Source organism: Verrucomicrobiales bacterium (assembly GCA_016793885.1).
Lineage (GTDB): Bacteria > Verrucomicrobiota > Verrucomicrobiia > Limisphaerales > UBA11320 > UBA11320.
This window is the reverse complement of sequence record JAEUHE010000248.1, coordinates 34,552-59,292: the sequence shown is the minus strand read 5'-3', so window position 1 is coordinate 59,292 and position 24,741 is coordinate 34,552. Positions and strand designations below refer to the sequence as shown.

The window sequence follows — 24,741 nt, the reverse complement described above, 5'->3', positions numbered from 1 at the left end:
GGACCGCGCGGGGCACGGGCTTCCCGAGGTTGAGATGGCTGCCGCGCAGGTGCACCTGGAGGGTCTTCAGAATGTTGGTGGCCTCGGTTACCCCCATGGTGGACGGCAGTTCGATGGGGTTCGCTTCGAGTTTCTTCAGCTCCCCGCGCAGTTTCTCGATCAGGACCAAAGTGTTGGTGGGATATAGTTTCTCATGGTTGGCCGGCAGCGCGTTAGTCTTGGCGGTTGCCAGAATGGCTCGGTTGGCTTCGGTCACCAGATTGGTGAGAGCGAGTCTCTGCTCCTTGAGCTGCTGCTCGTAGTCCGTCTTGGCCCGTAAATCTTCCGGCCGCGCGACCACGGGCTCATGCCATTTGGCGATGGTTTTCAAATCATCCATCGTCTGGGTGCTCTTGAAGATGGCCGCCAGTGAGTAATAGTCCTCGGTGGCGATGGGATCGAACTTATGATCGTGACAGCGCGCGCAGCCGAAGGTGGCTCCCAGAAACGCACGGCCGAGGGTCTCGATCTGCTCATCGATGATATCCATCTCCATTTTCACCTTGTCAGGCTCCGCCAGGACCTTGGGGCCGATGCACAGGAAGCCGAGTGCGGAAAGGCGTTCGTGGCGGGTCGCTTGATCCTCGGTGGAGGGAAGGAGGTCTCCGGCCAGTTGCTCAATGAGGAACTGGTTGTAAGGTTTGTCTCGGTTGATGGAGTTGATCACGTAATCCCGGTAGCGCCAGGCATTACCGAAGGCCACATTCTCATCGAGGCCGTTAGAGTCTGCGTAGCGCGCCACGTCCAGCCAGTGGCGGCCCCAGCGGATGCCGTACTGCGGCGACTCGAGCAGTCGGTCGATGACCCTCGCGAACGCTCCGGGAGCCGAGTCGGCGAGGAATGTCGCTACTTCGGCGGGGGTGGGTGGAAGGCCGGTGAGGTCGAAGGTGGCCCGGCGGATCAGTGCTCGCCGGTCTGCCGGAGCGGCGGGTTCGATTCCCTTCTCCTCCAACTTGGCCAAGATGAAGGAATCGATGGGCGATTGGATCCAATCGCTGCGACGAACGGGCGGTAAGCTGGGTCTCGCCATGGGCTGAAAGGCCCAGAACTCCCGTCCTTTGGAAACGTCGAAGGTCGGCTTGGCTTGAAGTGCGTTGGTGGAGGATGCCTTTGCGGTGCCTGCGCCCTGTCCGCCAGCAAGGAAAACGATCCAGCCGACGGCCAAGAGCAGCCAGGTTTGCCCTGGCTCTCGAACTCGTCTCGTGATGGCTAGGAAAACGTGCATCGGGGATGGTTCGTCACGGCGATCCTCAGGATCCTTCTCCATTGAACGGAAAGGGTATCGATCATTCAATCACGAAGTTTTCATTCTTGAGCCGGGGGCGATGTGCGGCTTGCATGGGTTCCACCTAATTTCGAACACATGAATTCGGACCTTATTCAAACTTCTTTTGCTAAGTCCAGCTGCTCACGGCGGAAGTTTCTCCAGGGAGCAACGCTCGGCCTCGCGGCGGGTCTCTCGGGATGCATGACTTCGCGGTCTCAGCCTCTCAAGGGTTGGATCGATTCCCACGTCCACGTTTGGACTCCCGATCTCGCTTCGTATCCGATTCAAGCTCCGTTTCGGCCTGCCGATCTGGTTCCACCGAGCTTTACGCCTGAACAACTGCTGGCGTTTACGAGGCCGAACGGGGTAGGCCGGGTGGTGCTCATCCAGATGAGTTTCTACCGATTCGACAACCGTTATCTGTTGGACTCCATGCGACGCTATCCCGGTGTATTCTCCGGGGTGGGCGTTGTCGATGAGGCGGCCGTTGGCCTCGCCGGAGTGGTGCGCGACCTGTCGGGGCAGGGGGTGCGAGGGTTTCGGATTCACCCTGATCGGCGTGAGGTGGGGTCGTGGTTGGGCACGGAGGGGATGGCGACGCTTTGGCGGATGTGTGCGGATCTGGGGTTGGCGGTTTGCCCCTTGATCGGTCCCGACGCTCTGCCATTCATTGACCAGATGTGCGTTCGGTTTCCGCGCACGCGCGTGGTGATCGATCACTTTGCACGCATAGGTGTGGATGGACAGATTCGTCAGGAGTCACTCGACGTCCTGTGTCGCTTGGCTCGACACCGTAATGTCTCCATCAAGACCTCCGCGTTCTATGCTCTGGGCAAAAAGAGTTCCCCCTATCTGGATTTGGCGCCGATGATCCGCCAGGTGCGGGATGCTTTCGGTGCCCGGCGTTTGATGTGGGGGAGCGATTGCCCGTATCAGGTGGATCCTGGGCACAATTACACCGATTCCATCGCGCTCATACGGGATCGGTTGGATTTTCTGACCTTGGAGGATCGCGATTGGATGCTGCGGGGAACCGCGGAGAAGGTTTTCTTCAGCTGAGAGGGAGTGGTGAAAGGACGAGAGCAGCTGGAGCCTTGGATCGGGCTTTCAGCCCTTGTTGGTATTGCGCGTGTTCACCTGGGACTGTGGGCCCCAGGCTGGTAGAGGACGCGCCGTTGCCGCTCGGGTCCGATGGTCGGAATTCCACGAACATCCTAAGTTAGTGCCTTTTTGAGGACTGAAAGCAGCCGGGTCACGTCGTCCTCGGTATTGTAGCCGTGCAACGCGATTCGGATTCGCCCCGCATGGTGCATGACGTGGATCTGTTCCGCCGTCAGCGCGGCATGCAGAGCCGGTGTTTCTGGGTGCCTGAATGCCACGATCCCGGTGGGGAGATGGGCTTGATGCGGAGCCATGGGGGACAGGCCGAGTTCAACCAGTCCCGCATGGGTTTGCGCTACCAAGGGATCGGCATGGGCAGAGATGGCGGGTATCCCCACTCGGTCAAGGTAGCGCAAGGCGGCGTTGAGGGCATAGAGCGATACGAAATTTGGCATGCCCACGGAGAAACTGGCGGCACCGGATTTCGAGTCGGCTCGCTCGAAGCGATCGGCCTCAAAGGCGTTCGTCAAATGATACCACCCTCCGGCGGTGGTGGTCAGCCGGGCAGCTTGTTTCTGAGGGATTCCGACGATGCATCCGCCGTGAATGCCGAGGGTCCACTTGTGGGTGCTGGAGATGAGGATGTCGGCGTCGGCGCAGTCCAGGGTGACACGGCCTAGCGCCTGAGTCACGTCAACGGCCAAGACCGCATTGGGTGCCAGACGTCGGACGGCGTCGCGGACGGGTGCCCAGTCGATCCGAAATCCGTTGTAGAAACTGATTAGGGACACCTGGACGAGACGGGTGCGCTCGTTGAGTAAAGGAAGCAGACCGGCGAGTTTCAGAGCGCCGGCTTCTGACTTCCAAAGTTGCAGCGCTGGGTGGTGGCTGGACCTCAGCCATGGAGTGGTCCCCGCTGGAAAATCGATATCGGTCACGACTACCTCGTCACCTGGTTGCAGGCGGAGGGCGCTGGCGAGTAGATTGTATGCTTCCGAGCTACAGGAACAGAACGATACCTCGTTGAGCCCCAGCCCGATCGAGCGCGCGCTGATCTCACGGCAGGCTTCCACCTGGGCGAAATGGAAGTCGCGTCCTTTCATGCCGAGCTGCTTGTCCTGCCAGTATTGTTGAATGGCTTCGCCGACGCACTGAGGCGGAATGCTTTCCGCGGCAGTGTTGAGATAGGTCATGGATTCCAGCGCTGGGAAATCCTGTCGGCGGCGTTGATCGGTGAGCATGGCTGACCCGCACCTTAGAGAACCTTACTAGTGAGGACAAGGATGTCGTAGTCTCACATCGTTCGCTCTTCGGGTCTTCCTGAGACATTTTAATGGACCTCTCCTGGTCTTGAGCTCAACGTTCTCCCTACACGCCTATGTCCTACTCAAAAAAGTCGATCGTCTCGTCGTTCGTCTTGAGCCTGCTTGTTCTTCTTTCATCGGCCGACGCGCAGGACCGGGCATTCACTCGCACGGAAGATATTCTCTACGGGCGCGCCTTTGGCACCGCCTTGACCCTTGACCTCTTTCGGCCGGAGCAACCCAATGGACTAGGCGTGATTTATGTGGTGAGCGGCGGTTGGTATTCCGCTCATGAGTTTATCTCGAGCAAGGTCCTCCAGCCCTTGCTCAACCACGGGTATACCGTTTTCGCGGTTGTGCATGGCTCCAATCCGCGTTTTCAGATTCCTGAGATCGTGGAGCAGATGGAGCGGTCGGTTCGCTTTGTCCGTGCCAACGCGGCCAAGTATGGAGTGGATCCCGACCGTCTCGGGATCGCGGGTGGCAGCGCGGGAGGTCATCTCTCTCTCATGCTCGCCACGCGTGGCGGACCGGGTAAGCCGGATGCCAAGGATCCCGTCGATCGCCTCAGCAGCGCTGTGCAGGCTGCCGCTTGCTTTTTTCCTCCGACCGACTTCCTCAATTACGGAAAGCCGGGTGAGAGTGCAGTGGGAGAGGGAATTCTTAAGGACTACAAAAGCGCCTTCGGAAACGTGCCCGTCGAGGTTGAGGCGAAACGAAAGTTCGCCGAAAGTATCTCTCCCGTCTATTCGGTGAGGGCGGGGATTCCACCGATTTTTATCATCCACGGCGATGCTGATAAGCTGGTGCCGATCCAGCAGGCTCAGGTGTTTCTGGAGAAAGTGAAATCCGTCGGCGGAGTGGGCAAGCTCGACACTCGTGCTGGTCAGCAGCACGGCTGGAATCGGTGGGAGTCGGATGTTGGGCTCTTCGCCGCCTGGTTTGATGAGCACCTCAAGCCCGCTCGGAAGCCGTGATCCTTCGAGCCAGCTCTCATCGTCCTTCGCGATTCTTTTCGACGATCTGCGGGCGGAACTGGAAGAGTTGAGGGTCGACCGGATCCACCGTCACGCGCACCCAGTGCGCGTCGGGGTGTCCGAAGGTTTCCACGCGGGTGAAATGTTCCATGCGTCGCCGCTTCTGCGGGTGCAGGAGCGGCTTGTCGATGCGGAAATAGTGACTGTCACCGTGCACCAGCAGAACGGGACCTGCGAACGCGGCGGTCTCCAGCTGCAGCTCGTCCAGGAATGCATTGAAACCTCGTCGGATGGCATTGGTTCGCGCGACTTCAAATTGCGGATTGGCTTGGATGACGAGGACTACTCCGAGGTTGGTGTTGGCGGTGGCGCCGGCGAACGTGTCGGTCAGCCAGGCAAGATTGGCGGCATTTCGGAGCGGGTAGTCAGGTTCCCCGAAGTTGTTTCCGCCTCCCGGAAGGTTGAAGCCGGCGAAAAGCACTCGCTTGTGAGTCCACCGGATGTTTTCAGAGAACTCGCGGAACCGGTGGTTGCCGGAATGGGATTGGCGGACGACGGGCAAGGTTCTGGCTCCGAGACTCGAGGATCCCAGGCAGAAGACCGACCTCAACTGGGTCAGCCGCTCCAGCGGATCCATGGATCCCGCGCCCTCTCGCTTGCAATCGCACCATTCGTTGTCGCCGAACACATAGAAGAGCGGATGCTGGATGGTTTGGAACTGCTCGAAACGATTTCGGAAAACGGCGTCGGTGCAGGGGCTCGAGCCGCTTTTGATATCGCCGTCATGAACGACGAATTCGAGGCGGGCTCGGTTGAGATCTTCGATCAGGTGCGGGAAGTCATTGGTTTCTGCTTCGGGAGTGTAGGGCAAGTCTCCGATCAGAGCGAAGTCCCAGGTTGCGGCCGCCGCCTGCGGTTTGACGCATGGCACTGCCCACCACGTGGCGAGGAGGAGTAGGCCGAGCGACAGCAATCTGCGAGGCGATGGATCCAGCAACATGATGCAACTCTAGAATTCATCCCCCTGAGGAATCTAGGGAAATGAACCGGAGTTCTGAAGGGGGGCTGTCCGAGGACAGGGGAACGGCCAACTCGGGTTGGCTTTCCCTGTCTACAGCGACACGCGTGGTAACTTGATGTCTCCGGCGCGGTTGATGGCGCCAAAGGCGTAAAGCAGCCAGACCACGACACAAATCACAACGACGACGTTGAGGATTTGCTTAATCTTTCCGTCCATGGGGATGTAGTTATTGACCAACCACAGCAGTACGCCTACGACGATCAGGGTGAGAATCAGAGAGATTAGGGACATGAGCTGCCTTGCGTTGGACGGATCAGTGAAGTGTTCATCGGGGCTCATTATGCCTTGGCGTCTGTGTTCGCCCATGGGGTCTTTCCCCCATCTTGGGGATGGAGGACGGAGCGCCGACTCTTCTCATGACGGCTCCTACACCGCTGAATTGTAGGAGGCGAGGTGACGAGACCCGGGTAGCTTCTCACGGCTAGGGAATCCATCCCCAGCGAATCCGCTTGCCTCGGATGCGGATTCGCGAGAAATATAAGCCTCCCGACGGTGATCGCTGCGTTTCCGAGGTGGACGAGCGATGAATCATCGTGTAAAAGATTCAGTATCAACGGTTGGAAGGGTGGCTGAGTGGTTGAAGGCACCTGACTCGAAATCAGACGTAGTCGCAAGGCTACCGTGGGTTCAAATCCCACCCCTTCCGCCAACCCTTCAAAAACCCCTCTTTTCCTCGGAAATCCTCACTTTTCGACTTCGTCTAAGCTCGCTGACTGTCAGCGGACTGTATGTAACCGCTTGGACTGGCAAAGGTCGGAAACAGTCGCCAACAGCGGAAAAATAACTCCACAACCTTCCGACCACTTACAAGGCAGACGAATGAAAACCGACATCGAAACCATCATCAAAAACCAGATCCACGGCCAGGACCTCGCCTTCCTGGCTGGCACTTATCCCACCAACCGTTTCGGGGGATCCGACGGCGATTACCTGGCGATGGCGTTAGACGATCAAGGACGGGTCCACCGGTTCGCCGGCGCGGGCGACAATTTGAAATCAGAAATCGTGAAGACTGCGACCTCGGCGCTTGCCACCTGGCGAAAGATCGTCGACGACCCCTGGCACGGATTTGAATCTTGCTGGGAGACTACTGAACGCTTCCTGATGGATATCGGCCGGCGCTCATCAGAGGAGCCCCAGGAAGCCCAGGAATGGGAGCCGGCGGGCACCCAGGACCATCAAGCGGCCGTCGAGGCCTCATGCCGCCGGCAGGGCGTCCGAATCGTTCTAGGGACGGACGCCGGCGCTTACTACGAGGCTTTGGCGGTCGACCAGGACGGGCAGGCTTACCTAGTCGCCTCGACTACCGACGGCGGCGCGCTATCAACTCGCCTGGATCCGCGGGAAGCCTTCTCCACCTGGCAACGCATTCTTGAGGCGGGGGACTTCCAATCGCGCAACGACGGTGTCGAAGCTTTCCTGATCGGGCAGGGGAGGAAGAGCGCGGCTTTGATGAAAGCAGCCTAGTAGAACCTGGAACCAATCAAACCGCCCTGGGGAAACCTGGAGCGGTTTTTTTGTTGCAATGGTCCAAAGTTGTTCGAAGTGTAGCTGTATCGAAAAGGACACAGCTAAGACTCATGCAAAAACGTAAACTACAGGTTTTTGTTTCCTCGACTTACCTTGACTTGATTGAAGAGCGTCAAGCCGCCGTCGAGGCGATCCTCACGGCGGGTCACATCCCAGCCGGAATGGAGCTGTTCGCGGCGGGCGATGAAGAGCAGATGAAGCTTATCAGGCGTTGGATTGATGAATCAGACGTCTACCTGTTAATCATCGGAACGCGATATGGTTCGATTGATCAAGGATCGAATAAATCCTACACAGAGCTTGAGTACGACTATGCGGTGGCGCAATCCAAGAGACATTTCGTACTTGTCGTTTCAGATACTGCCGCAGATAAGCGCAAATCGAAGAAGGCAAACAGAGAAGAGAACAATCCTACCAAGTTGCGGGAGTTTATCGTCAAGGCCAAGCAAGGCAGAATCGTGCGTGAGTGGTCGGATGTTAAGGACATACAGCTACGGGTGATACAGACCCTTTCCACCCTGGATTCGGATCCGACTTTAAAAGGGTGGATCAGGGCTGATAGCTCGGTAGACCTTCCCAAATTGGCCACCGAATTATCGGCGCTCGGCAAAGAAAATCGAGAGCTCAGGGAAGAGGTCGCGAAGTTGAGACTAACAAAAGCCGAATTTGTAGGTTGGGACTACGAGCACCTGAAACAGAAGCTTCTAGGGATGAAAGTTTCGAGAGTGGACGGTGAAAACCACTCGGACACTGACCCAATCTTGAAAAGAGCTTGCAGGGATCTTAGGCCTATTGTCGGTCCAGAAAGCCCTCTGACCCTGCTTCATCTCCTTTTATACGCTCGGTTCGATAACATCCTAAACGCTGATCTGCAAATGGAGTCCGACAGTCAAATTGAACCAGGACACGAGCTGGTCGCTATGGGCCTAATGATTGATAAGCGCGAAGGATATGCTCTGAGCGAGACGGGCGCGAGGTTCGTTAATCAAATTCTTCAGGAAGCGGAAAGCGCTTTCCCATATGGAGGAGAGTCAGAAGAGCAAACCAATGTTCCCAATGAGGAAGCTTAGAGCAAAAACGCGGTAGACTCGGTTCAAGAGTTCCTCCTGACAACAGTCATCACCGCTCGCCGGGAGCGGTTGGAGGCAGCAGGCAAATGTTGAGGGACTTTGAGAACCTGGCGCCAGCGTTGTAACACTCAAATCGAACCAAGGAAGCCTGTGGCGGTTTTTTGTTGCCCGAGTGGAGCAGAGAATATATCGATTAAGCTTCTCCAAATGGTAACGCCAAGACGTATGACCGCCCACATCTTCATTTCAACAAAACGATCCTTCGCCACACTCCTGATCAGCCTGATTGTTCACGCGATGGTTGAGACCAAGTGCGTTTCTGCTCCACTCAGTATAGCTGCCTGGGGAAATAACTCACAGGGGCAGCTTTCGATACCGGCCGACCTGGTCGACCCGATTGCGGTCGCGCTCGGGGGAAGTCACACCTTAGCTCTCTCCCGCGACGGCACAGTGAGAGCCTGGGGAGTCTCCGGAAATGGGCAGACCAGCGTGCCAGGGAGCCTCACCGACGTTGTTGCAATCTCCGCAGGCAGCGCCCATAGCGTCGCATTGAGGCGATCCGGTGTGGTGGTATCTTGGGGTTTTAGCGGATACGGCCTAACGTCGCAGTCAGCTTCGGGCATTACAGCCATTTCCGCTGGGGGGTTCCATACGATAGCTCTCCGACAGGATGGGAGCGTGGTTTGTTGGGGTAGAAATGATTCAGGAGAAGCAAACCCTCCTGAAGGACTCCATGGAGTTGCTGGCATCGCCGCGGGCGGTTCGCATAGTTTGGCACTCAAAAAGGAAGGCACCGTAGTGGCTTGGGGGGCTAGCACTTTTGGTGCGATTTCGGTGCCGGTTGGGCTGAGGGATGTCAAAGCGATCGCCGCTGGCGGCAATCATTCAGTCGCCCTCAAAACCAATGGCAAGGTGGTGTGCTGGGGCTGGGACGATCAGGGACAAACAAGAGTTCCCCAAGATTTGGGGGAGGTTATAGCTATCGCCGCGGGCGAGAATCACACCGTCGCCCTGTTGGTGGATGGCACGGTCAGGGTTTGGGGCGCGAACGGAAGCGAACTGGTGAAGCCCCCAGGTGGCCTGTTCGGCGTCCAGGCGATCACAGCTAAGGGCTCGGGAACAATGGCACTCTTCAGTACCAGAATTCATCGCGCCACAGCTGAGGCGGACATCGTGAATGGCTTCGTCGTTGGTATCGAGCTCATAGATAGGGGATACGGCTACACGAATGCCCCGAGGATCGATATCATCGGCGGCGGTGGAACCGGAGCTAGTGCAAGCGCCACAGTAGAGAACGGCGTCGTGACAGCCATTAGGGTGACAAACGCGGGGATCGGATATACAAACGCGCCCACCATCCGGATCCCAACACCTGCGAAGCCGCCTGCCCTTGCCATTCGCGTGAAGCAGGTCGAAGTGGATCTTGAACTGACTCTTGGCAGTGAATATCAGTTGCTAACATCTAGCGATTTAAGAAATTGGGTTCCTGTTGGTGGGACCTTCATCGCTGAAACAGAACAATTGACGAAGGGCTTCGATACCTCCGAAACGGGACTGTATTTCCGAATTGTTCAGATCAAGTAGACTGGTCGTGCTTTCATTGCGGAGGCTTGAGGAGCCTTTGAATGCTCAGGTTTCAGTTACAGACCCCATCCGTTGCGCCTTATAACGGTCATGACCGGGAAGCCAAGGGTAGTGTCGATACCGCTGGGAGCGGTGCCAGCTATTGAGTTCCCATCGCAGGACAAGGATTCACGAAAGTAAGGCCGGGGCACCCATGATGCCAGTCATGACCACCCCGGCCTAAGACAGTGCCCTGGAAGAAACCAACTGGGTCCGAAACCAGTTGGGTAAAAGACCCAGGACACCGACCGCGCTCCAAGGAACGGCCACCACAGCCGTTCTCTCGGTTCTCGAAACCTCCCCCCACACGCTATGCCTGCAATGTGGAGGGAGAAATCCAGCCTTACCCGTTGGTAAGGATGCAAGTGGCCCCAACCCGGTTCGCCGTGGTGTAGACCAAGGACCAGCTTGCGAATGCAGAAAGCTCCGCGTTGGTTGCAGACTGGCCGGCGGGGGTGCCGGTCCATCGCATTCCGTTCAAGTGGAGAACGAAGCGGGTCCGGTCGTAAATCACCTCGTTGTTCTTCGGACGAACCTTGTCCAACTGCAACGAAGCAACGTCGATTGCGTCCCCGAGCTGCGGCTTTTCGCCGTAAGCAAGAATGCGAGGCCCGAGGAGGTATGTTTCGTAGACGAACCCGGCACCCGTTCCGGCGCGCACCAGCAAATCCGACACGAAGTGCCTACCTGGACGAGCTGCATAAAAAAGCGGGATTGGGGGAGGGACGCTACCCGAATCTCCTCATCGCTGCGGGCGTCGCCAAGCTCCTCGACAAACTGCCGGAGGTGTTGAACGAGAAGCAGAAAAGAGCCAAGGTACTTAACCTGATGGCGGAGTTAGCTCGCAATGGAAGAATAGAGAACCGGGGTAGCCGGGGACAGGCGGCGTGGCATACAGTGGGCAAGTCGACTGTTTAACAAAGCTAACCCGTGATCGAACCATGTTAAAATCTAGATCGGTGCGTGCAAGTCGTTGATTATAAAGGATTTTTTGTTTAATTTCTGTTGGAAGTAGCCATTTAACAAAGGTCTAAACAAAGCTCGGCCTGTTGTGGGGAGACGGAATACTGAGCACTACCGACTCGGTCTTCACCAGGACGAGCGAGTGGTCTCGTTGGCCAGAGTCAGGATCCAGGTTACAGCATACGCGCTGGGGCTTTGGGCTACCGGACGATAGCGCTTGGGCTCTCGGCGACGCGGCTTAGTTGCAAACCTGATCACTCTTAGCCTATCAGGGCTCGAGTGGAGATCAGCACCATAAACCTCGTCGGACCGCTACGCGGTTAAATCTCACCCTAACTCGCGGCGTATGGCGCCATCCTTCCGCTCAGCCACGTCCCTCAATCACGTCCTCGCTCTCAAGCGCTCCCAAGCATTGTGCATTGAAACCCCACCCTGGATCTGCGAGTGTGTTGCATCCTATGTGGTCCTGAGGAGCAATCCGTCGATCCGAGTTGTGAAAGCGCTGCTATTAGCCTCCGCCTTGTTTCGGTCCCAGTTGCTGGTCGCACTGGGCCAAGGTTCGTTGACCTATCAAACGACGGGAGGTGTCGGGAAGGAAAAGTATCTTGTCGTCCCGGGCGCGTCGTTAACGCTGCTGATCAATTGGGACTTCATGACCCCAGCGGACCTTGCCGGTTTTCCAAAAATCGAAGGTTCCGGGTTTTACGCCGAGCTATGGTGGGCCCCGGGACAGGGACAAACGGAATCCTCTCTGCAACCTGTCCCCGGATCTCTTGTTACTTTCCGAACCGGTGCGACGGCCGGTTTGATCCAAGGCAAATCCAAGTTGGAGATCCCGGACCAATATGGAGGGGACTCCGTGACCCTCCAGCTTCGGGTTTGGGACAATCGAGGACAAAGAGTCGCGACATGGACGGAGGCGGAGATGAGCCCTGCCGACCACGGAAGATCCAACCTTTTCGATTGGCAACTTTCCGGGCTTGATCGCTCCGGAAACTCGGTGGTGGGTTCAGGAAACATTGCCGCTGGGCTCCACAGGTTTTACTGGTTTGTGCCCGAGCCCTCCTCCTTGACCATTGGTTCGTTAGGAGCGATCTCACTTCTCCTCATGGGCGTTTGTGCTCGGAAACGGCTTTAAGTCTAAAAAGGGAATTGAATGGCCCACGGAACACGCAGAACACACGGAGCCGAGGGGGGGTGGAGAAAACAAAGTACCCCCCAAAAAAGGGACCCATTTCGGTCTTCAGGATCTTCACAAACTTGTTGGCCATCCGCCTGATCCGCGTGATCCGCCGGCAACCTGGTCAGGGCGTGGCGGCGATGGCGATCACGCTGCGGTAAACGAATTCAACAAATTTGCCCATACCCTCGATGTGGATGCGCTCGTCGTTTCCGTGTACCCTGGATGAGTCTTCCTCGGCGATGAGGGATCCTAGACCGTAGGCGTGAACACCTTTCTCCCGGAGTTGAGCGGAGTCAGTGGCTCCGGTAAGCATCGTTGGTAGTGTCACGGCACCTGGGAACATCTGCTGCTGCACCTTCTCCAAGGTTTTGAACATTTCGGTCTGGATGCTCGAGGGCTGAGCCGGCTTGCGGCTTCCTGGTTCGGCGAGGGTGATCTCGATGGCCGGATCGTTGATGATCCGTTTCAGGGTCGCGATGAACTCTTCCACATTCTCATCGGGAAGCCAGCGAACATCCAACGTGGCCGTGGCATCCGCTGGAATCACGTTATAACGGAAACCGGAGCGGATGATGTTGGGGGAAATCGAGGTCCGCAGCATTGAATTGTAGCCGGGATGACTGGCTCTCAGCTTATCCTGAACCAAGCTCCCGATCGCCGGATCTTCCAAATTCCGATACAGGAACGCCTCGTTGGGAGGGCTGATTCGGGCCAGCCGATCGAAGAATGTCCGGGTCGTCTCGTTGAGTCGCATGGGTGGCTGCCACTCCCCGACTTTGGCGACGGCGCTGCACAGATGCACGATGGCGTTGTCCACTCGCGGTCGGGAGCCATGTCCGCTCACGCCTTTGGCGGATAGAAAGACCAGTCGTGGCACCTTCTCGGTGGTGGCGACCCCCACATATTGAACCACCCCGTTGGTGGTGACCATCGAGCCGCCTTCGTTCAAGGCGAACTCGCAGTCGATCTTATCCCAGTGCTTGGCCACCATGAAATCGATGCCTTCCGTGGGACTTCCTTCCTCCGCCGCTTCGGCCAGAAAGATGACATCGCGCTCCAAGGTGACTCCCAACCGTTTCAACATCCGAAACACCTGGAAACAAACGGCGGTCATGCCTTTGTCATCCAGCGCTCCGCGCCCGTAGATGTAGCCGTCCTGTATCACTCCCGCGAAGGGATCCACCGTCCACTTCTTCGATTCCACGCCCACGACATCCGTATGTCCCATGAGCAGGAGCGGACGCTTTTTGCCGTTGCCCCGGATCCGTGCCACCAGATTGCCTCGCCCTGGGGCTTTCTCCAGAATCTCGGAGGGTATACCGTCCTGATCGAGGAGGGATTTGAGATAAGCGGCCGCTTTGGTTTCGTTGCCGGGCGGATTGGTGGTGTCGATTCGAATCAGGCCGACGAGCGTCGATACGGTCTCGTTGCGCACGGATTCGAAATCGGGATCGGCACCGCTCGAGCGGCTTCCCGGGGACAGGAGGGCAGCGAGAAGGAGTGAGAGGTGGAGGATTCGGTTCATCTTGCTCATACCAGTGTCGTCGCGTTTAGTGGAGGCCGTTCGGGGAGACCTTATAGGCGGGAGCGTGCGGGGTTTACCTCAAGAATGGCCAGCTTAAAATACCCCAGCATCTGGCCTCGCCGGGCCGTGCGCGGTATGGTGGCTTGAGAAGAAACGCCGCGTCGGTGGACTCGAGCGGCTGCGGATGGGAACGAGAGTTCTGAGACGACTTTGATACCGATCCTGAGTTGCTTAGCGAGACTGGACGCCGTGGCACGGGAGTTATCTAAAAGGCCCGTCCATCGGGTTTGAATGGGATCGTGCAGTAAATGTGGGTTTCGGCTTTTAGCGGTCGCACGAGAGGGCTACTTCTCGTCGTGCCCTGAGTCCTTTTGCAGACAGATTCTACTTTCCAGTGCTGCGCTTTGGAGATAATTTTGTGACATGTATTTCCTAGAGGGGGAGCCGTCAGGCGCATCGAACGATCTCGCGGTAAAATCGCTCGACTTAGTCCATTTGAACCCGGAACTGCCCTCTCTTGTAGCGAGTTCAGCGTGGGTGCCCGACCTGGGACTGACCTTTCTCCGCTGGTTCTTGAGCCTGAACCTCCGACTTGTTATATTTTCGTATGGATTGGTCGCTTTTTCATCAGTGCTTTGGGCGCAGGGTGTAGAGGATTTTGTTCCGCCAGTCACCGGAGACGTACTCACCGTTATCGAGCAGGCTGACGGTAAAGTGTTGGTGGGTGGTAGCTTCAGTCTACATGGGGATTCCGTCTCGAGCTCTATCGCGAGATTTCATCGCAACGGGGAGATTGACACCACCTTCCGGGTCACTCGAGGCGGCCGGGTTGTAGCGCTCCACGCGATGCCTGATGGGAAGACCCTGGTTGGAGGATTGTTTAACAGCCTTGGGGGAGTTGCTCGGGCGAACCTTGGGAAACTGATGCCGAATGGCGAGGTCGATTCCAGCTTCAATGCGACCACGGATAATATCGTGATGGGCCTCCTGCCGATGGAGGATGGGCGCATTATGGTTGTCGGGCAGTTTACCATCCTGAATAGCACGCGACGCCATTTGGTCGCGCGGATTCTGCGAGATGGCAAACTAGATTCCACATTTGATCCGGGGGAGTGGACCGGGGCATTGCATGGCAATTATGCAAATAGTGTGGTCGTCCTGGCCGATAGTTCGGTGATCGTTGCGGGAGATTTTCGTGGTCCTTTGTCTGAGGACTGGGACTACCTCATGCGTTTCGATGCGAGCGGCCGTCGGGACGTCACGTTCCGTGCTCGGGTGGACAACCCGGTGATCAGCATGAGGCTACAGTGGGATGGAGCCCTCCTGCTTGGCGGGGCTTTCAGGTCGCTGAACGGTCATCCGCAGTCATTCTTTGGTAGGTTCACTCCTTCGGGTGAGGTGGATGAGACCTTTCGTCCAGATATTGGTGGCCCGGTCATTTCCATTGGGGAGTACTCTGATGGTCGGATCCCGTTTGTGGGGCCTCGAGGCCTGGAAATTCTTCCGAACCCATTGCCAGTGGCTGGGGCGTTCCCCGTGGGCGAGCCGGATCCCAAACCCATTCCCCAAGCCCTTAATCGTTTCAGCGCCACTCTGCTGGGGGGGATTGCTCAGACTCCCAAGCCAGGCCACCTGGTTGAGTATGATGGAGCCAAGATAAGCTGGTCGTTGTCTGGAGCCACGCCGATACTGGAACGAACCCTGTTCCAATACACGACGAATGGGAACAACTGGATCGATGTTGGCAAGGGAATGCGGCAGGTCCGGACGCCACCATCCCCTCCCGAACAAGTCTGGAGTCTTGATGGTGCTGTGGTGCCCACCAATGCCTCCATCCGTGCATTGGGGGTGAGTCTGGGGGGGACGTACAATGGATCTGGCAGCCTGATCGGCGTTACAGCTGGACCTCCCATCACCAGGGAACAACCCACGCATGCAACGAATGTATTTCGCAGTCAAGCTACCTTCACGGCAGTTATCGATGGCATAGCTCCCGTGAGCTATCGGTGGTATAAAGACGGAGCACCCTTGTCGGACGACGAACACTTCAGCGGGACTGGAACTCCTACCCTTACCATCGATCAGGTGACAATAGCGGACGAGGGGGGATACTTTTTGTGGGCATATAACGGGCTTGGGGCTATCAGCACCCTCGCGGCTGAGTTGACTGTGATCGACCCGCGAATCGTCCAGGAGCCTGCCTCCATCTGGGTTGATCGAGGAAGCTCTAACTCTTTCGTGGTGCAAGCAGTGGGCTCGCAGCTGCGCTATCAGTGGTACAAGAAAAACGAGGCCATCCCGGCGGCTGTCGAACCTACCCTGAGCTTTAGCGGTGTTTCCGTCAGCGACTCGGGCGATTACTCCGTTGTGGTCTACAATGATACGCGGAGCGTCACCAGCCGAGTTGCCTCGCTTACGGTCAATATCCTCACCACCTCCGCCTCTTTTCGCCCAGCGATCAATCGGGAAATTCTGGCTATGGCCATTCAACCCGACGGTAAAATGCTGCTGGGTGGTGCGCCCGGTGCAGACGGAGTGGCGATACAGCGACTGAATCCGGATGGTTCAATCGATGCTGATTTTGGGGTTAGAGCCGATCAAAAAGTCACGTCGTTGCTGGTTCGGAGAGATGGTCGATTTCTTGCCGGGGGGGCTTTTAGGCAAGTGGGGGGAAAAGCGCGCTCGTTTCTTGTTGGCCTCTGGCCCAATGGCCAAATTGACGATTCTTTTCAGGTCTCGACCGATGGACCTGTGAATGCGTTTCTGTCTGAGGTTTCGGGTGATTTCATTATGGCGGGAGGCTTCGCCCACGTGAACACGCTGCCTCGGGGAGGCATGGCCCGCATTCTGAGCGAAAACCGGCTGGATGAGAGTTTTACTCCAGTCGTTTCCGGGTCTATTTTCGCAATGGCGCAACAGGCCGATGGTAGAATAGTCATGAGCGGCAATTTCACGAAAGTGAACGAAGTGGATAGACCTCGGCTGGCACGCATCACTCCGGGAGGCGCTCTCGATGAGGATTTTAATCCTGGGGCGAACGGCTCCGTATTCTGCCTGGCCATACAGCCGGACGGGAGCATTTGTGTCGGAGGATCCTTCAGTCAACTTGCGGGAATGTCCGTGCAGAACCTGGGACGGATTAGATCTGATGGAAGTGCCGATACCCGCTTTGACCCGCGGTTTAGCCAGCGGGTCACAGCTCTCGCGCTGCGGGTGAATGGACGCATTGTCGTGGGTGGCGACTTTCAGACTGTCAACCGGATCGGGGTGGCGGGGCTCGCTCAACTGAATGCTGATGGAACTCTGGACCAAAGCTTTAGAACCGGCAGCCAATTTGGCGTGCCGTGTTTCATGCTACACCGCGACGGTTCGATCCTGGCGAGTGGATCGTTTGTTCTGCCGGGAGAAGCCTCCCGGCTGACGATGGTTCGTTTGGTTTGGGATCGAACCGTGGAGCCGCAGTTCACAGTGAGCGGGTTGCGTAGTAGCTGGCGCTGGCTTGGACCAGCACCATTGGTTAGCCAAGCTCACTTTCTTCAGTTGGAGCCGGGGTCGTCGGTGGGGAATTTGCTTTCTGGGACGTTATATCACCCTTTCTCCGAGGACCTCGGTTATGCCGAGTGGGAGCAACCATTAACCAGCGACATCACTCGTGGCACTCTCGGCGCAGTCTCCTTCCAACGGGCCGGAAGCCAAAATTCATCCAGCTCGCCGATAATTGACTACTACGGAGCTCCGGCAATGCTCAGCTATTTTCCCGGTCTCGCGGTCACCAACGACGCGGGAGGCACACGTCGACTTGGAGTTGAGGTGAGTGGAACGGAGCCATTTGGATTCATGTGGCTAAAGGATGGTATTGCGCTTCCGGATTTCGGTCGGATCGATGGCCTGAGAACCTCTACTCTCACTTTGAAGGATCTGCTCGCAGGCGATGCCGGCGTCTATAGTGTGCGGGTAAGCAATGTGTTTGGCATGATAACCCAGGAGATTGCTCAGGTTCAGGTGTTCGAACCTGTCATAATCCATTCACCCATCAGTCGTTCGGCGGACTTTGGCGATCGAGTCTCTGTAGAGGTGGTAGCGAAGGGGACGGATCTGAGTTTCCAGTGGTGGAAGGATGCGCAACCGATCCCCGGAGCTACGGGCTCTTCTCTTCTGCTTCCTGCGTTTTCCTTGGTTGATGAGGGATCCTATCTTGTGACTGTGAGCAACCGATTTGGCCTAGCGACTAGCCAGGCGGCCATCCTCTCTGTCAATACCGCCATGGCGGACGACGCGTTTGGGACAGATCGCTCCCGATCTCTGGCAGCTGTCGTCCTCCAGCCGGATGGGAAGATTCTGGTCGGTGGTAGCGGTGTGGGCACGAACGGGGTCAGCCGTCCTCCGCTGGAGAGATTTAGAACCGATGGAACCCTGGATCCAGATTTTCGATTCTCGGCTAACGGGTTGGTCCAAACAGTCGTTGTGCGCGCTGACGGATCGATGCTCATCGGTGGTTCCTTCACCGTTGTCAATGGTGAGCCTCGTCAGCGAGTGGCGCGGCTCCTGGCTGATGGAAGTTTGGATCCTCATTTCGTCGTTCCCGTCGGGGAGGATGCTACGGACCAAGTTCTGGCCATTCTGGCTCGACCGGATGGGGGGATTTTACTGGGAGGGCAGTTCCGGACCGTTGGTGGTGTGGCGCGGACAAATCTCGCTCTCGTGAGCTCGGCGGGGCAATTGCAGGCTGAGTTCAACACTCCCTTTGTGGGAGCCCTCGGAGCGCGCGTCGGTTGTCTAGCGGTCCAGGAGGATGGTCAAGTCTTGGTAGGGGGAAGCTTCGGCCTGGTGGGAGAATTGTTCCGCAGCAACCTGGCCAGACTTCGGTCCGATGGTGTTCTCGATACTTCCTTTTCGAGCAATCCGGACGGGGAGGTTCGATCGATCGTGGTGCAGCCAGACGGCCAGATCTTGATCGGAGGACTCTTTCGTTCAGTGAGCTCCCGAGGACGGAACCGATTGGCGCGTTTGTTTCCCAACGGGGCAGCGGACGATAGCTTCGCCCCGGAGATTCGGCTGATCAACAATCTGATCGTCTCATCGATTGCGCTGCAGACCGATGGAAAAATCGTGTTTGGCGGCCGCTTCGAAACGGTGAACGGGGTGTCGCGAACTAACCTGGCCCGGCTTTTTGGTGACGGTCGAGTCGATCCATTGTTTAGGCCTGAATCGTTGGGCAGAGTGAATGCTATAGCTCTCGACAATCGTGGAGGCTATTTGCTGGCGTGCCAGACCCCTCGTACCACAGCGTCGGCGGTATCCACTTTGGTACGACTGCGGTCGAGCGAAGTCATCCAGGACGCTTTGAGTTGTGCGAACGGGTTGTTGAGTTGGGAGCGCAGTGGTCGACTTCCCGAAATCGAGAGGGTGGAGATGGACGTAACCACCAACGGGGTTTCGTGGCTTTCGCTAGGGTCGGCGTTGCGAGGTTCGAACGCCTGGAAGCTGGCCAGTTCTCCCAGCCTGACGGGAGTGGTGAGGGCGCGAGGTTGGGTTTCTAGCGGGAATCCAGGCAGCGATGCTTGGTTTGTGGAAGCCTATTGTCGCTTGGCGGCTAGCGATCCGCCCACGCTCGAAGGCGCTCTGGCCGGTGGAACTATTCGACTAGTCTTCAAAGGCGTTAAGGGCCAAGTCGTGGTCGTCGAGTCCGCACGCCGTCTTGACTTGGAGCATTGGACTCCTTTGACGACGAACATCGTGGCCGAATTGCCCCTGATTTTGGAGGGTATCGACTCCTCCGTCGAACCTTGGCAATTCTACCGGGCCAAGCTCTGGCCCTAGCAGTCCGGCGGACTTGGACTCTCGCTTTACGGATTTGGAACAACCCTGAAGAACCGCCGCTCCTGTGGGCGCAGATCGATCTGCCAAATGATCAAGCCCAGCGGACTTGAGTCGACCTTTTCTGTTTGCCACACGACCAAGTTTTCCGACCATTGAAGCTCATAAGCTGCATAGGGTTCGCCAGTGAAGGCTAGCCGCATCAGGTGGGGAGCCCACCGGGTTGAGGTGAGATGAGTTTCCTTAACGTCCTGAACTGGCGTTACCTCAATTCGAACAGTTCCCGGAGTCGATTGGGTTGAGCCGTCCAGCGCGATAAATGAGAATTCGTCATGCCCAAAAAAATTGTGAGCAGGCGTGTAGACCATCGCCGGGGGTTGTCCGCTGAGAAGCCCATGCAGCGGATACTTTGCTATCTGGAAATTCAAAGAATCGCCGTCAATGTCCGTTCCGGACAGATCCACTGCGATCGGTCGGTCCTCTCTTGTCAGATACGACTTCGCTTCGGTTACCGGTGCATCGTTCGTTGGGAGAACTTCGACTTGGATGGATGCAACAGTTCGGCCGAAATCTAAATCCGTCGCGATCAAGTCAATCACGGCGTGACCGATTTGATCCTGTCGGCTCTTAAGACGCAGGCTTCTTTTAACCCCGGTCCCGGAGATCAGCAGTTCATCGTCTGAGATGAGTTGTGGGTTGCTTGAAACAGCTCTCACCTGAATGTTTGTCGGATCCGTTTCTTGATCGAAAACGTTGAACGCCATCTCCGCGGATGAAAAGTCTTCGAGCAAGGAGAGGTTCTTCACGCCCTGGATGGAGCACGGATGGGTCACCTTGAAGGATTTCTCCTCGGAAAAGGCGGAGCTGGCGAAGCCATTGTCGATCGCTTGCACCGACCAGTAGTAGGTCTGGCCCGGTGTGAGGTTTCTAATCGTGTAGTCGGTGCGAGAGCCAGCATTCCCAGGGCGAGCTACCTTCCGTGTGCCTGAGGGGAGTGACATCGGATTCAGGATGTCTTGCGCTCCGGGGCGTGTTCCCATTCTCACATTGTAGGTCAAGCCGCCCTGTTGTTCGGAGTCGAAAGAAGCGGCCCAAGAAAGTTTGATGGTATCCTCGCTCTTCAAGCCATCTGGATGGGATGGAATCGTCGGTGGAGTATTCGAAACGGTGGCAGTATTCTTCAGGAGCCGTAACGTTGGCAGTACTTCCATCGGCGAACCTGAGATGACGAGGTCTAGATCGCCGTCACGGTCGTAATCACCTACGGCGACCTGAGTCGAGGTGAGAACGGGCAGCCCCGTCGGTTGGAGTATCCAATTACCACTACCTGAGTTCAGCCACAGCTCGGTCGATTCTACCAAGCTGCTGCCTCCTGGCGGAAATGACAATCCCATCATGAGCACATCGGTGAAGCCATTGTTGTCAAAGTCTCCTACGCTCGCGCTGCCAAGATTCCTTGTCAGCTGGATGCCCTGAGCAGTAAATCCGCCCGGCGCACTATTTGTCCGAAGTTCGGTCCTGGCGTTCACATAATCAACGAGTAGAAGGTCTATGGAATTATCGTTGTTGGAGTCAAACCACGCTCCGCGTAGGTTAGGCATCATGGAGATGTGAGTAGGCGCGTCAAAAACTCCGCGGCCGTCGTTATGGTAGAGAAAGGCTCCATCGCTTCCTGACAGCTGCGAGGTCCCTGCCGTGAATAGATCCAGGTAACCGTCCCCGTCGTAATCGACCATCTTGATGTTGCCGGAGTACTGTTGGATCAAGGGGATGTCGAGCTTCCGGAAGCTTTGTCGCTTCACATTTTCGTACAGGGCGGTTAAGCGTCCTGTCGCGCTAGAGGTGGTGCCTACCATAGCGATGTCCTGGTCGCCGTCATTGTCAAAGTCTCCCCAGATGGCTTGGCCGTCATACAAAACTGGCAGTTCGAAAACTTTGGTGAAGCCGCTGCCTGCCGCATTGCGGTAAACGTGGGAAGCATTCTTGGAGTTAAGCCCGGTAAGGATTAGGTCTAGATATCCATCGTTATTGTAGTCACCCCACTGAACACTGCCGCTGCGGGCTGGCTCGATCGCCATGTCTAACTGTTCGAAGTTCCCGTTTCCAAGGTTGCGGTAGATGTAGGTCGAGTTGCCATTCGCAGGGTTGGCTCCGCTCACTACCAGGTCGAGGTCGCCGTCATTGTCGATATCTCCGAAATCCACCGCGCCAAAAATACTGGGATTTAAGAACGAAATAGGCGTGACATCCTCGAAGTCGAGTCCACCTAGAGCCAGATACTTTATCATCAGGCTGGTGGCGAGTGCTACCTGGATCCCTTGTCTCCTTGGATTCTTCATCTCGTTATGGAATATACCGGTTGGCATCTCGGGAAACAATTGCAAACTGGCGTTGTGGCATCCCTTGGGTGTGATTGTTTCGGGCTGAGGGCGGCAGAGATTCCCGACTTCGTTAGTGCTGAAAGGCTGCCGAGGGCTGCAGCGCTCCAAATGTCGATCCGGCCGGGAGTTAAATCCGGGCTGGGAGCATCGAGCTGCCGCAGGGAAACGCTTGATTAGGATTGTTCCCACGAATCCGCGATTGGCAGCGACGGGGGATCTATGCCATATCCACCGCATGCGATTCCGATCTCTGCCCTTTGCCGCGGGAGTTTGGTTCCTGACCGGCTGCCACTCGACGGAGACAGCCGTGCCTTCGGCTGGCCCGGCCACGGTTTCCGTGACATCGACTTCGGCCTCCCGAGTGGGGGCTACCATCCCTGGTCCGAAAACCGACGGCTCTGTGCTCCTGCCCAATCAGTGGTCTCTGCGTCCCGAGGGAAAGCAGATCCAAGTCGGTGACTTTCCCTCGAACATCGCGCTACATCCGGAGGGGAAGTATGCCGCGGTTTTGCATTGCGGCTATGGTCAGCATGAAGTGGTCATTCTGGATCTGGTGGCGCAGTCCGTAAAATCGCGGATCGCCCTCGCCGAATCCTTCTATGGACTGGCTTTCAGTCGGGATGGGGCGCGACTGGTGGCTAGCGGTGCCTCCAAGGAGACTCTGCAGGTGATGGACTTCAAGCATGGCTTCGTCACGGAGCTGCGGGAAGTGGCGCTGCGAGATCCCAAGCTCAAAGGCATTCCCTCGGGCGTAGCGATCTCCAAGGATGGCCGCACGGCCTGGGTTGCTAGTGTGTTGGGTCAGCGGATCAGCGTGGTTGACCTGGTCGCCGGCAAGGTCTCCCAAGAGATTCAGTTGGCGGAGGGGGAACTGGCTAAGGCGCTCCGGGAGGAGGACGCACCCAAGAGTGACGACGAAGACTCGATCACCAAGCGGGCGGAGGCCCTCTTGCAGTTGGCGAACGCCGATGCTCCTTATCCCTATGCGGTGGTAGTCGATGAGGCGCGTGGCCGTCTGTACGTGAGCCTGTGGGCTCAGTCCGCAGTTCAGGTGCTGGACTTGACCACCGGCTCCAAGTTGGAGCGGTGGCAGACCGGGGATCACCCCAACGAGATGATCCTGACCAAATCAGGCAAGCACCTCCTGGTGGCCAACGCCAATCACAACACCGTGTCCGTCATCGATACCGCGACAGGCAAGGCAGTCGAACAGTTGGTAGCCGCCTTGATGCCGGATGCTCCTCCCGGGTCGACGCCGAACAGTCTGGCATTGAGCCCGGACGAGAAGCAGCTCTATGTGGCAAATGCGAACATCAACGCCGTCGCAGTTTTCGACGTGGAGACTTGGGGGAAGAGCCGGTCTCTCGGATTCATCCCGGTCGGCTGGTACCCGACTTCGGTGCGAGTCACCTCGGATGGAAAGCAATTGCTGGTGGCGAATGGGAAGGGGCTGGCTTCCAAGTCCAACCGCAACGGGCCCCAACCAGGGGTCAGTTTCCCGGCCACAGTCTCGGAGTACATCGCCGGACTTTTTCAGGGGACCGTCAGTGTCATCGGCCTGCCATCGACTAAGGATCGCGAGGCGACTCTGAAGAAGTGGAGCGCTAAGGCCTACGCTGGAATGCCAGCCACCAGCCGATCTCAGTCAGCGCCGCTTGAGCCTGGACATCCGATCCCGTCCAAAGTTGGCGATCCTAGCCCGATTCGGTATGTGATCTACATCATCAAGGAGAACCGCACATACGATCAGATCCTGGGAGATCTTCCGATGGGGAATGGGGATCCAACCCTCTGTCTGTTTCCGGAGAAGATCACCCCGAATCATCATCAACTGGCCCGTGAATTCGTGCTGCTCGACAACTTTTACGTGGAAAGCGAAGTGAGTGCGGACGGACACGAGTGGAGCATGGGGGCTTATGCCACTGACTTCGTGGAGAAGACCTGGCCGCTGAGCTATGGACACAATCAGCTCAAGAAATATAGCTATCCCTCGGAAGGCAATTTTTCCATTGCGGCGCCCGCTGGCGGATACCTGTGGGACCGGGCCCGGGAGGCGGGAGTCACCTACCGTTCCTACGGTGAGTTTGTCACGAATGCCAAGGTGCCGGATCAGCCTGGCAAGACCCGAGTCAAAGCTTTGGAGGGGCATTTTGACCCTTTGTTCCGCAGTTTTGACATGGACTATCCGGATCAGAAGCGGGCGGATCGATTCCTGTCGGAGCTGAAGCGATTTGAATCCGAAGGCGAGATGCCCCGATTGCAGATCGTGCGGTTGCCAAACGATCACACTTCAGGGACATCGGTGGGCAAAGCCACGCCCACCGCGTGTGTCGCTGACAATGATTTGGCCTTCGGACGAGTCATCGAAGGCATTTCACAATCCAAGTTCTGGCCCAAAACGGCGGTCTTTGTGGTGGAGGACGACGCCCAGAACGGACCGGATCATGTGGATGCGCATCGTACCATCGCCTATGTCATAAGCCCCTATGTGAAGCGCCGCACGGTGGACAGCACGATGTATTCGACCGCCAGCATGCTGCGCACCATGGAGTTGATTCTCGGGCTCAGGCCCATGTCTCAATTCGATGCCTTGGCTCAGCCGATGGCGGCCTGCTTCGGTGCAACCCCTGACCTCACGCCTTATCGCCATCTGCGTCCGGAGGCGAATCTGAACGAGAAGAACACCAAGCTGGCGTGGGGTAGCAAACTGTCGGATAGGATGGACTTTACCAAGGAGGACGCAGCGGATGATCTGCTCCTGAACCAGGTCGTGTGGCGGTCCATTCGCGGAGCCGACTCGCCCATGCCGGCTCCGGTCCGTGCCGGCTTTGTTCTGGCCGAGAAGGGCGACGAGGAAGAGGAGGACTAACTCGTAGACCG

At 57.1% G+C, this 24,741-nt stretch carries 15 protein-coding genes and 1 tRNA gene; 9 read left to right on the top strand and 7 right to left on the bottom strand.

Features of this window, described 5'->3' with window-relative positions; genetic code table 11:
* On the bottom strand, positions 1 to 1,264 hold a 1,264-nt coding region (locus JNN07_27455), incomplete at its 3' end, for a DUF1549 domain-containing protein (protein MBL9171500.1).
* 138 nt (positions 1,265 to 1,402) lie between these two features.
* On the opposite strand from JNN07_27455, the gene JNN07_27450 reads away from it, so the two are divergent.
* Positions 1,403 to 2,365, top strand: a complete 963-nt coding sequence (locus JNN07_27450; GenBank protein ID MBL9171499.1) for an amidohydrolase — start codon at positions 1,403 to 1,405, stop codon at positions 2,363 to 2,365.
* A 155-nt stretch (positions 2,366 to 2,520) separates the two neighbouring features.
* Here the strand turns inward: JNN07_27450 and JNN07_27445 are convergent, their stop codons facing one another.
* Complete coding sequence (locus tag JNN07_27445; protein MBL9171498.1) at positions 2,521 to 3,648, bottom strand: aminotransferase class V-fold PLP-dependent enzyme; 1,128 nt, start codon at positions 3,646 to 3,648, stop codon at positions 2,521 to 2,523.
* Between the two features lie 137 nt (positions 3,649 to 3,785).
* On the opposite strand from JNN07_27445, the gene JNN07_27440 reads away from it, so the two are divergent.
* Positions 3,786 to 4,688 (top strand): alpha/beta hydrolase, encoded by a 903-nt coding sequence (locus tag JNN07_27440; GenBank protein MBL9171497.1) that lies wholly within the window; start codon positions 3,786 to 3,788, stop codon positions 4,686 to 4,688.
* 16 nt (positions 4,689 to 4,704) lie between these two features.
* On the opposite strand, the gene JNN07_27435 is transcribed toward JNN07_27440, so the two are convergent.
* Together JNN07_27435 and JNN07_27430 are read right to left on the bottom strand one after the other, a co-directional pair.
* Positions 4,705 to 5,688: a hypothetical protein gene (locus JNN07_27435; GenBank protein MBL9171496.1), complete on the bottom strand. Its 984-nt coding sequence runs from the start codon at positions 5,686 to 5,688 to the stop codon at positions 4,705 to 4,707.
* Positions 5,689 to 5,799: 111 nt separating this feature from the next.
* A complete protein-coding gene (locus JNN07_27430) occupies positions 5,800 to 6,000 on the bottom strand; it encodes a hypothetical protein (GenBank protein MBL9171495.1) in 201 nt (66 codons plus the stop codon).
* 328 nt (positions 6,001 to 6,328) lie between these two features.
* Between JNN07_27430 and JNN07_27425 the strand changes: the two genes are divergently transcribed.
* The 4 genes from JNN07_27425 (at position 6,329) to JNN07_27410 (ending at position 9,953) form a co-directional block, all read left to right on the top strand.
* Positions 6,329 to 6,418: transfer RNA gene (locus JNN07_27425), tRNA-Ser, on the top strand.
* A gap of 170 nt (positions 6,419 to 6,588) precedes the next feature.
* The gene (locus JNN07_27420) at positions 6,589 to 7,236 is read left to right on the top strand and encodes a hypothetical protein (protein MBL9171494.1); all 648 of its coding nucleotides are present in this window, start codon (positions 6,589 to 6,591) and stop codon (positions 7,234 to 7,236) included.
* 113 nt (positions 7,237 to 7,349) lie between these two features.
* Positions 7,350 to 8,369, top strand: coding sequence for a DUF4062 domain-containing protein (locus tag JNN07_27415; protein MBL9171493.1), 1,020 nt, complete (start codon positions 7,350 to 7,352; stop codon positions 8,367 to 8,369).
* 99 nt (positions 8,370 to 8,468) lie between these two features.
* Entirely contained in the window at positions 8,469 to 9,953 is a 1,485-nt protein-coding gene (locus JNN07_27410) for a hypothetical protein (protein ID MBL9171492.1), read from the top strand.
* A gap of 382 nt (positions 9,954 to 10,335) precedes the next feature.
* Here JNN07_27410 and JNN07_27405 read toward each other — a convergent pair whose 3' ends face one another.
* The gene (locus tag JNN07_27405; protein MBL9171491.1) at positions 10,336 to 10,668 is read right to left on the bottom strand and encodes a hypothetical protein; all 333 of its coding nucleotides are present in this window, start codon (positions 10,666 to 10,668) and stop codon (positions 10,336 to 10,338) included.
* Positions 10,669 to 11,301: 633 nt separating this feature from the next.
* Between JNN07_27405 and JNN07_27400 the strand changes: the two genes are divergently transcribed.
* Complete coding sequence (locus JNN07_27400; protein ID MBL9171490.1) at positions 11,302 to 12,093, top strand: hypothetical protein; 792 nt, start codon at positions 11,302 to 11,304, stop codon at positions 12,091 to 12,093.
* 166 nt (positions 12,094 to 12,259) lie between these two features.
* Here JNN07_27400 and JNN07_27395 read toward each other — a convergent pair whose 3' ends face one another.
* Positions 12,260 to 13,672 (bottom strand): M20/M25/M40 family metallo-hydrolase, encoded by a 1,413-nt coding sequence (locus JNN07_27395; GenBank protein MBL9171489.1) that lies wholly within the window; start codon positions 13,670 to 13,672, stop codon positions 12,260 to 12,262.
* Positions 13,673 to 14,086: 414 nt separating this feature from the next.
* Here JNN07_27395 and JNN07_27390 point away from each other — a divergent pair, with 414 nt between their 5' ends.
* On the top strand, positions 14,087 to 19,483 hold the full coding sequence (locus JNN07_27390; protein MBL9171488.1) for a hypothetical protein: 5,397 nt from the start codon (positions 14,087 to 14,089) through the stop codon (positions 19,481 to 19,483).
* Positions 19,484 to 19,509: 26 nt separating this feature from the next.
* Here JNN07_27390 and JNN07_27385 read toward each other — a convergent pair whose 3' ends face one another.
* Entirely contained in the window at positions 19,510 to 21,819 is a 2,310-nt protein-coding gene (locus JNN07_27385) for a VCBS repeat-containing protein (protein ID MBL9171487.1), read from the bottom strand.
* Between the two features lie 277 nt (positions 21,820 to 22,096).
* On the opposite strand from JNN07_27385, the gene JNN07_27380 reads away from it, so the two are divergent.
* Positions 22,097 to 24,730 carry a beta-propeller fold lactonase family protein gene (locus tag JNN07_27380; protein MBL9171486.1) on the top strand — a complete coding sequence of 878 codons (2,634 nt, stop codon included), beginning with the start codon at positions 22,097 to 22,099 and terminating at the stop codon, positions 24,728 to 24,730.
* Positions 24,731 to 24,741: the final 11 nt, after the last annotated feature.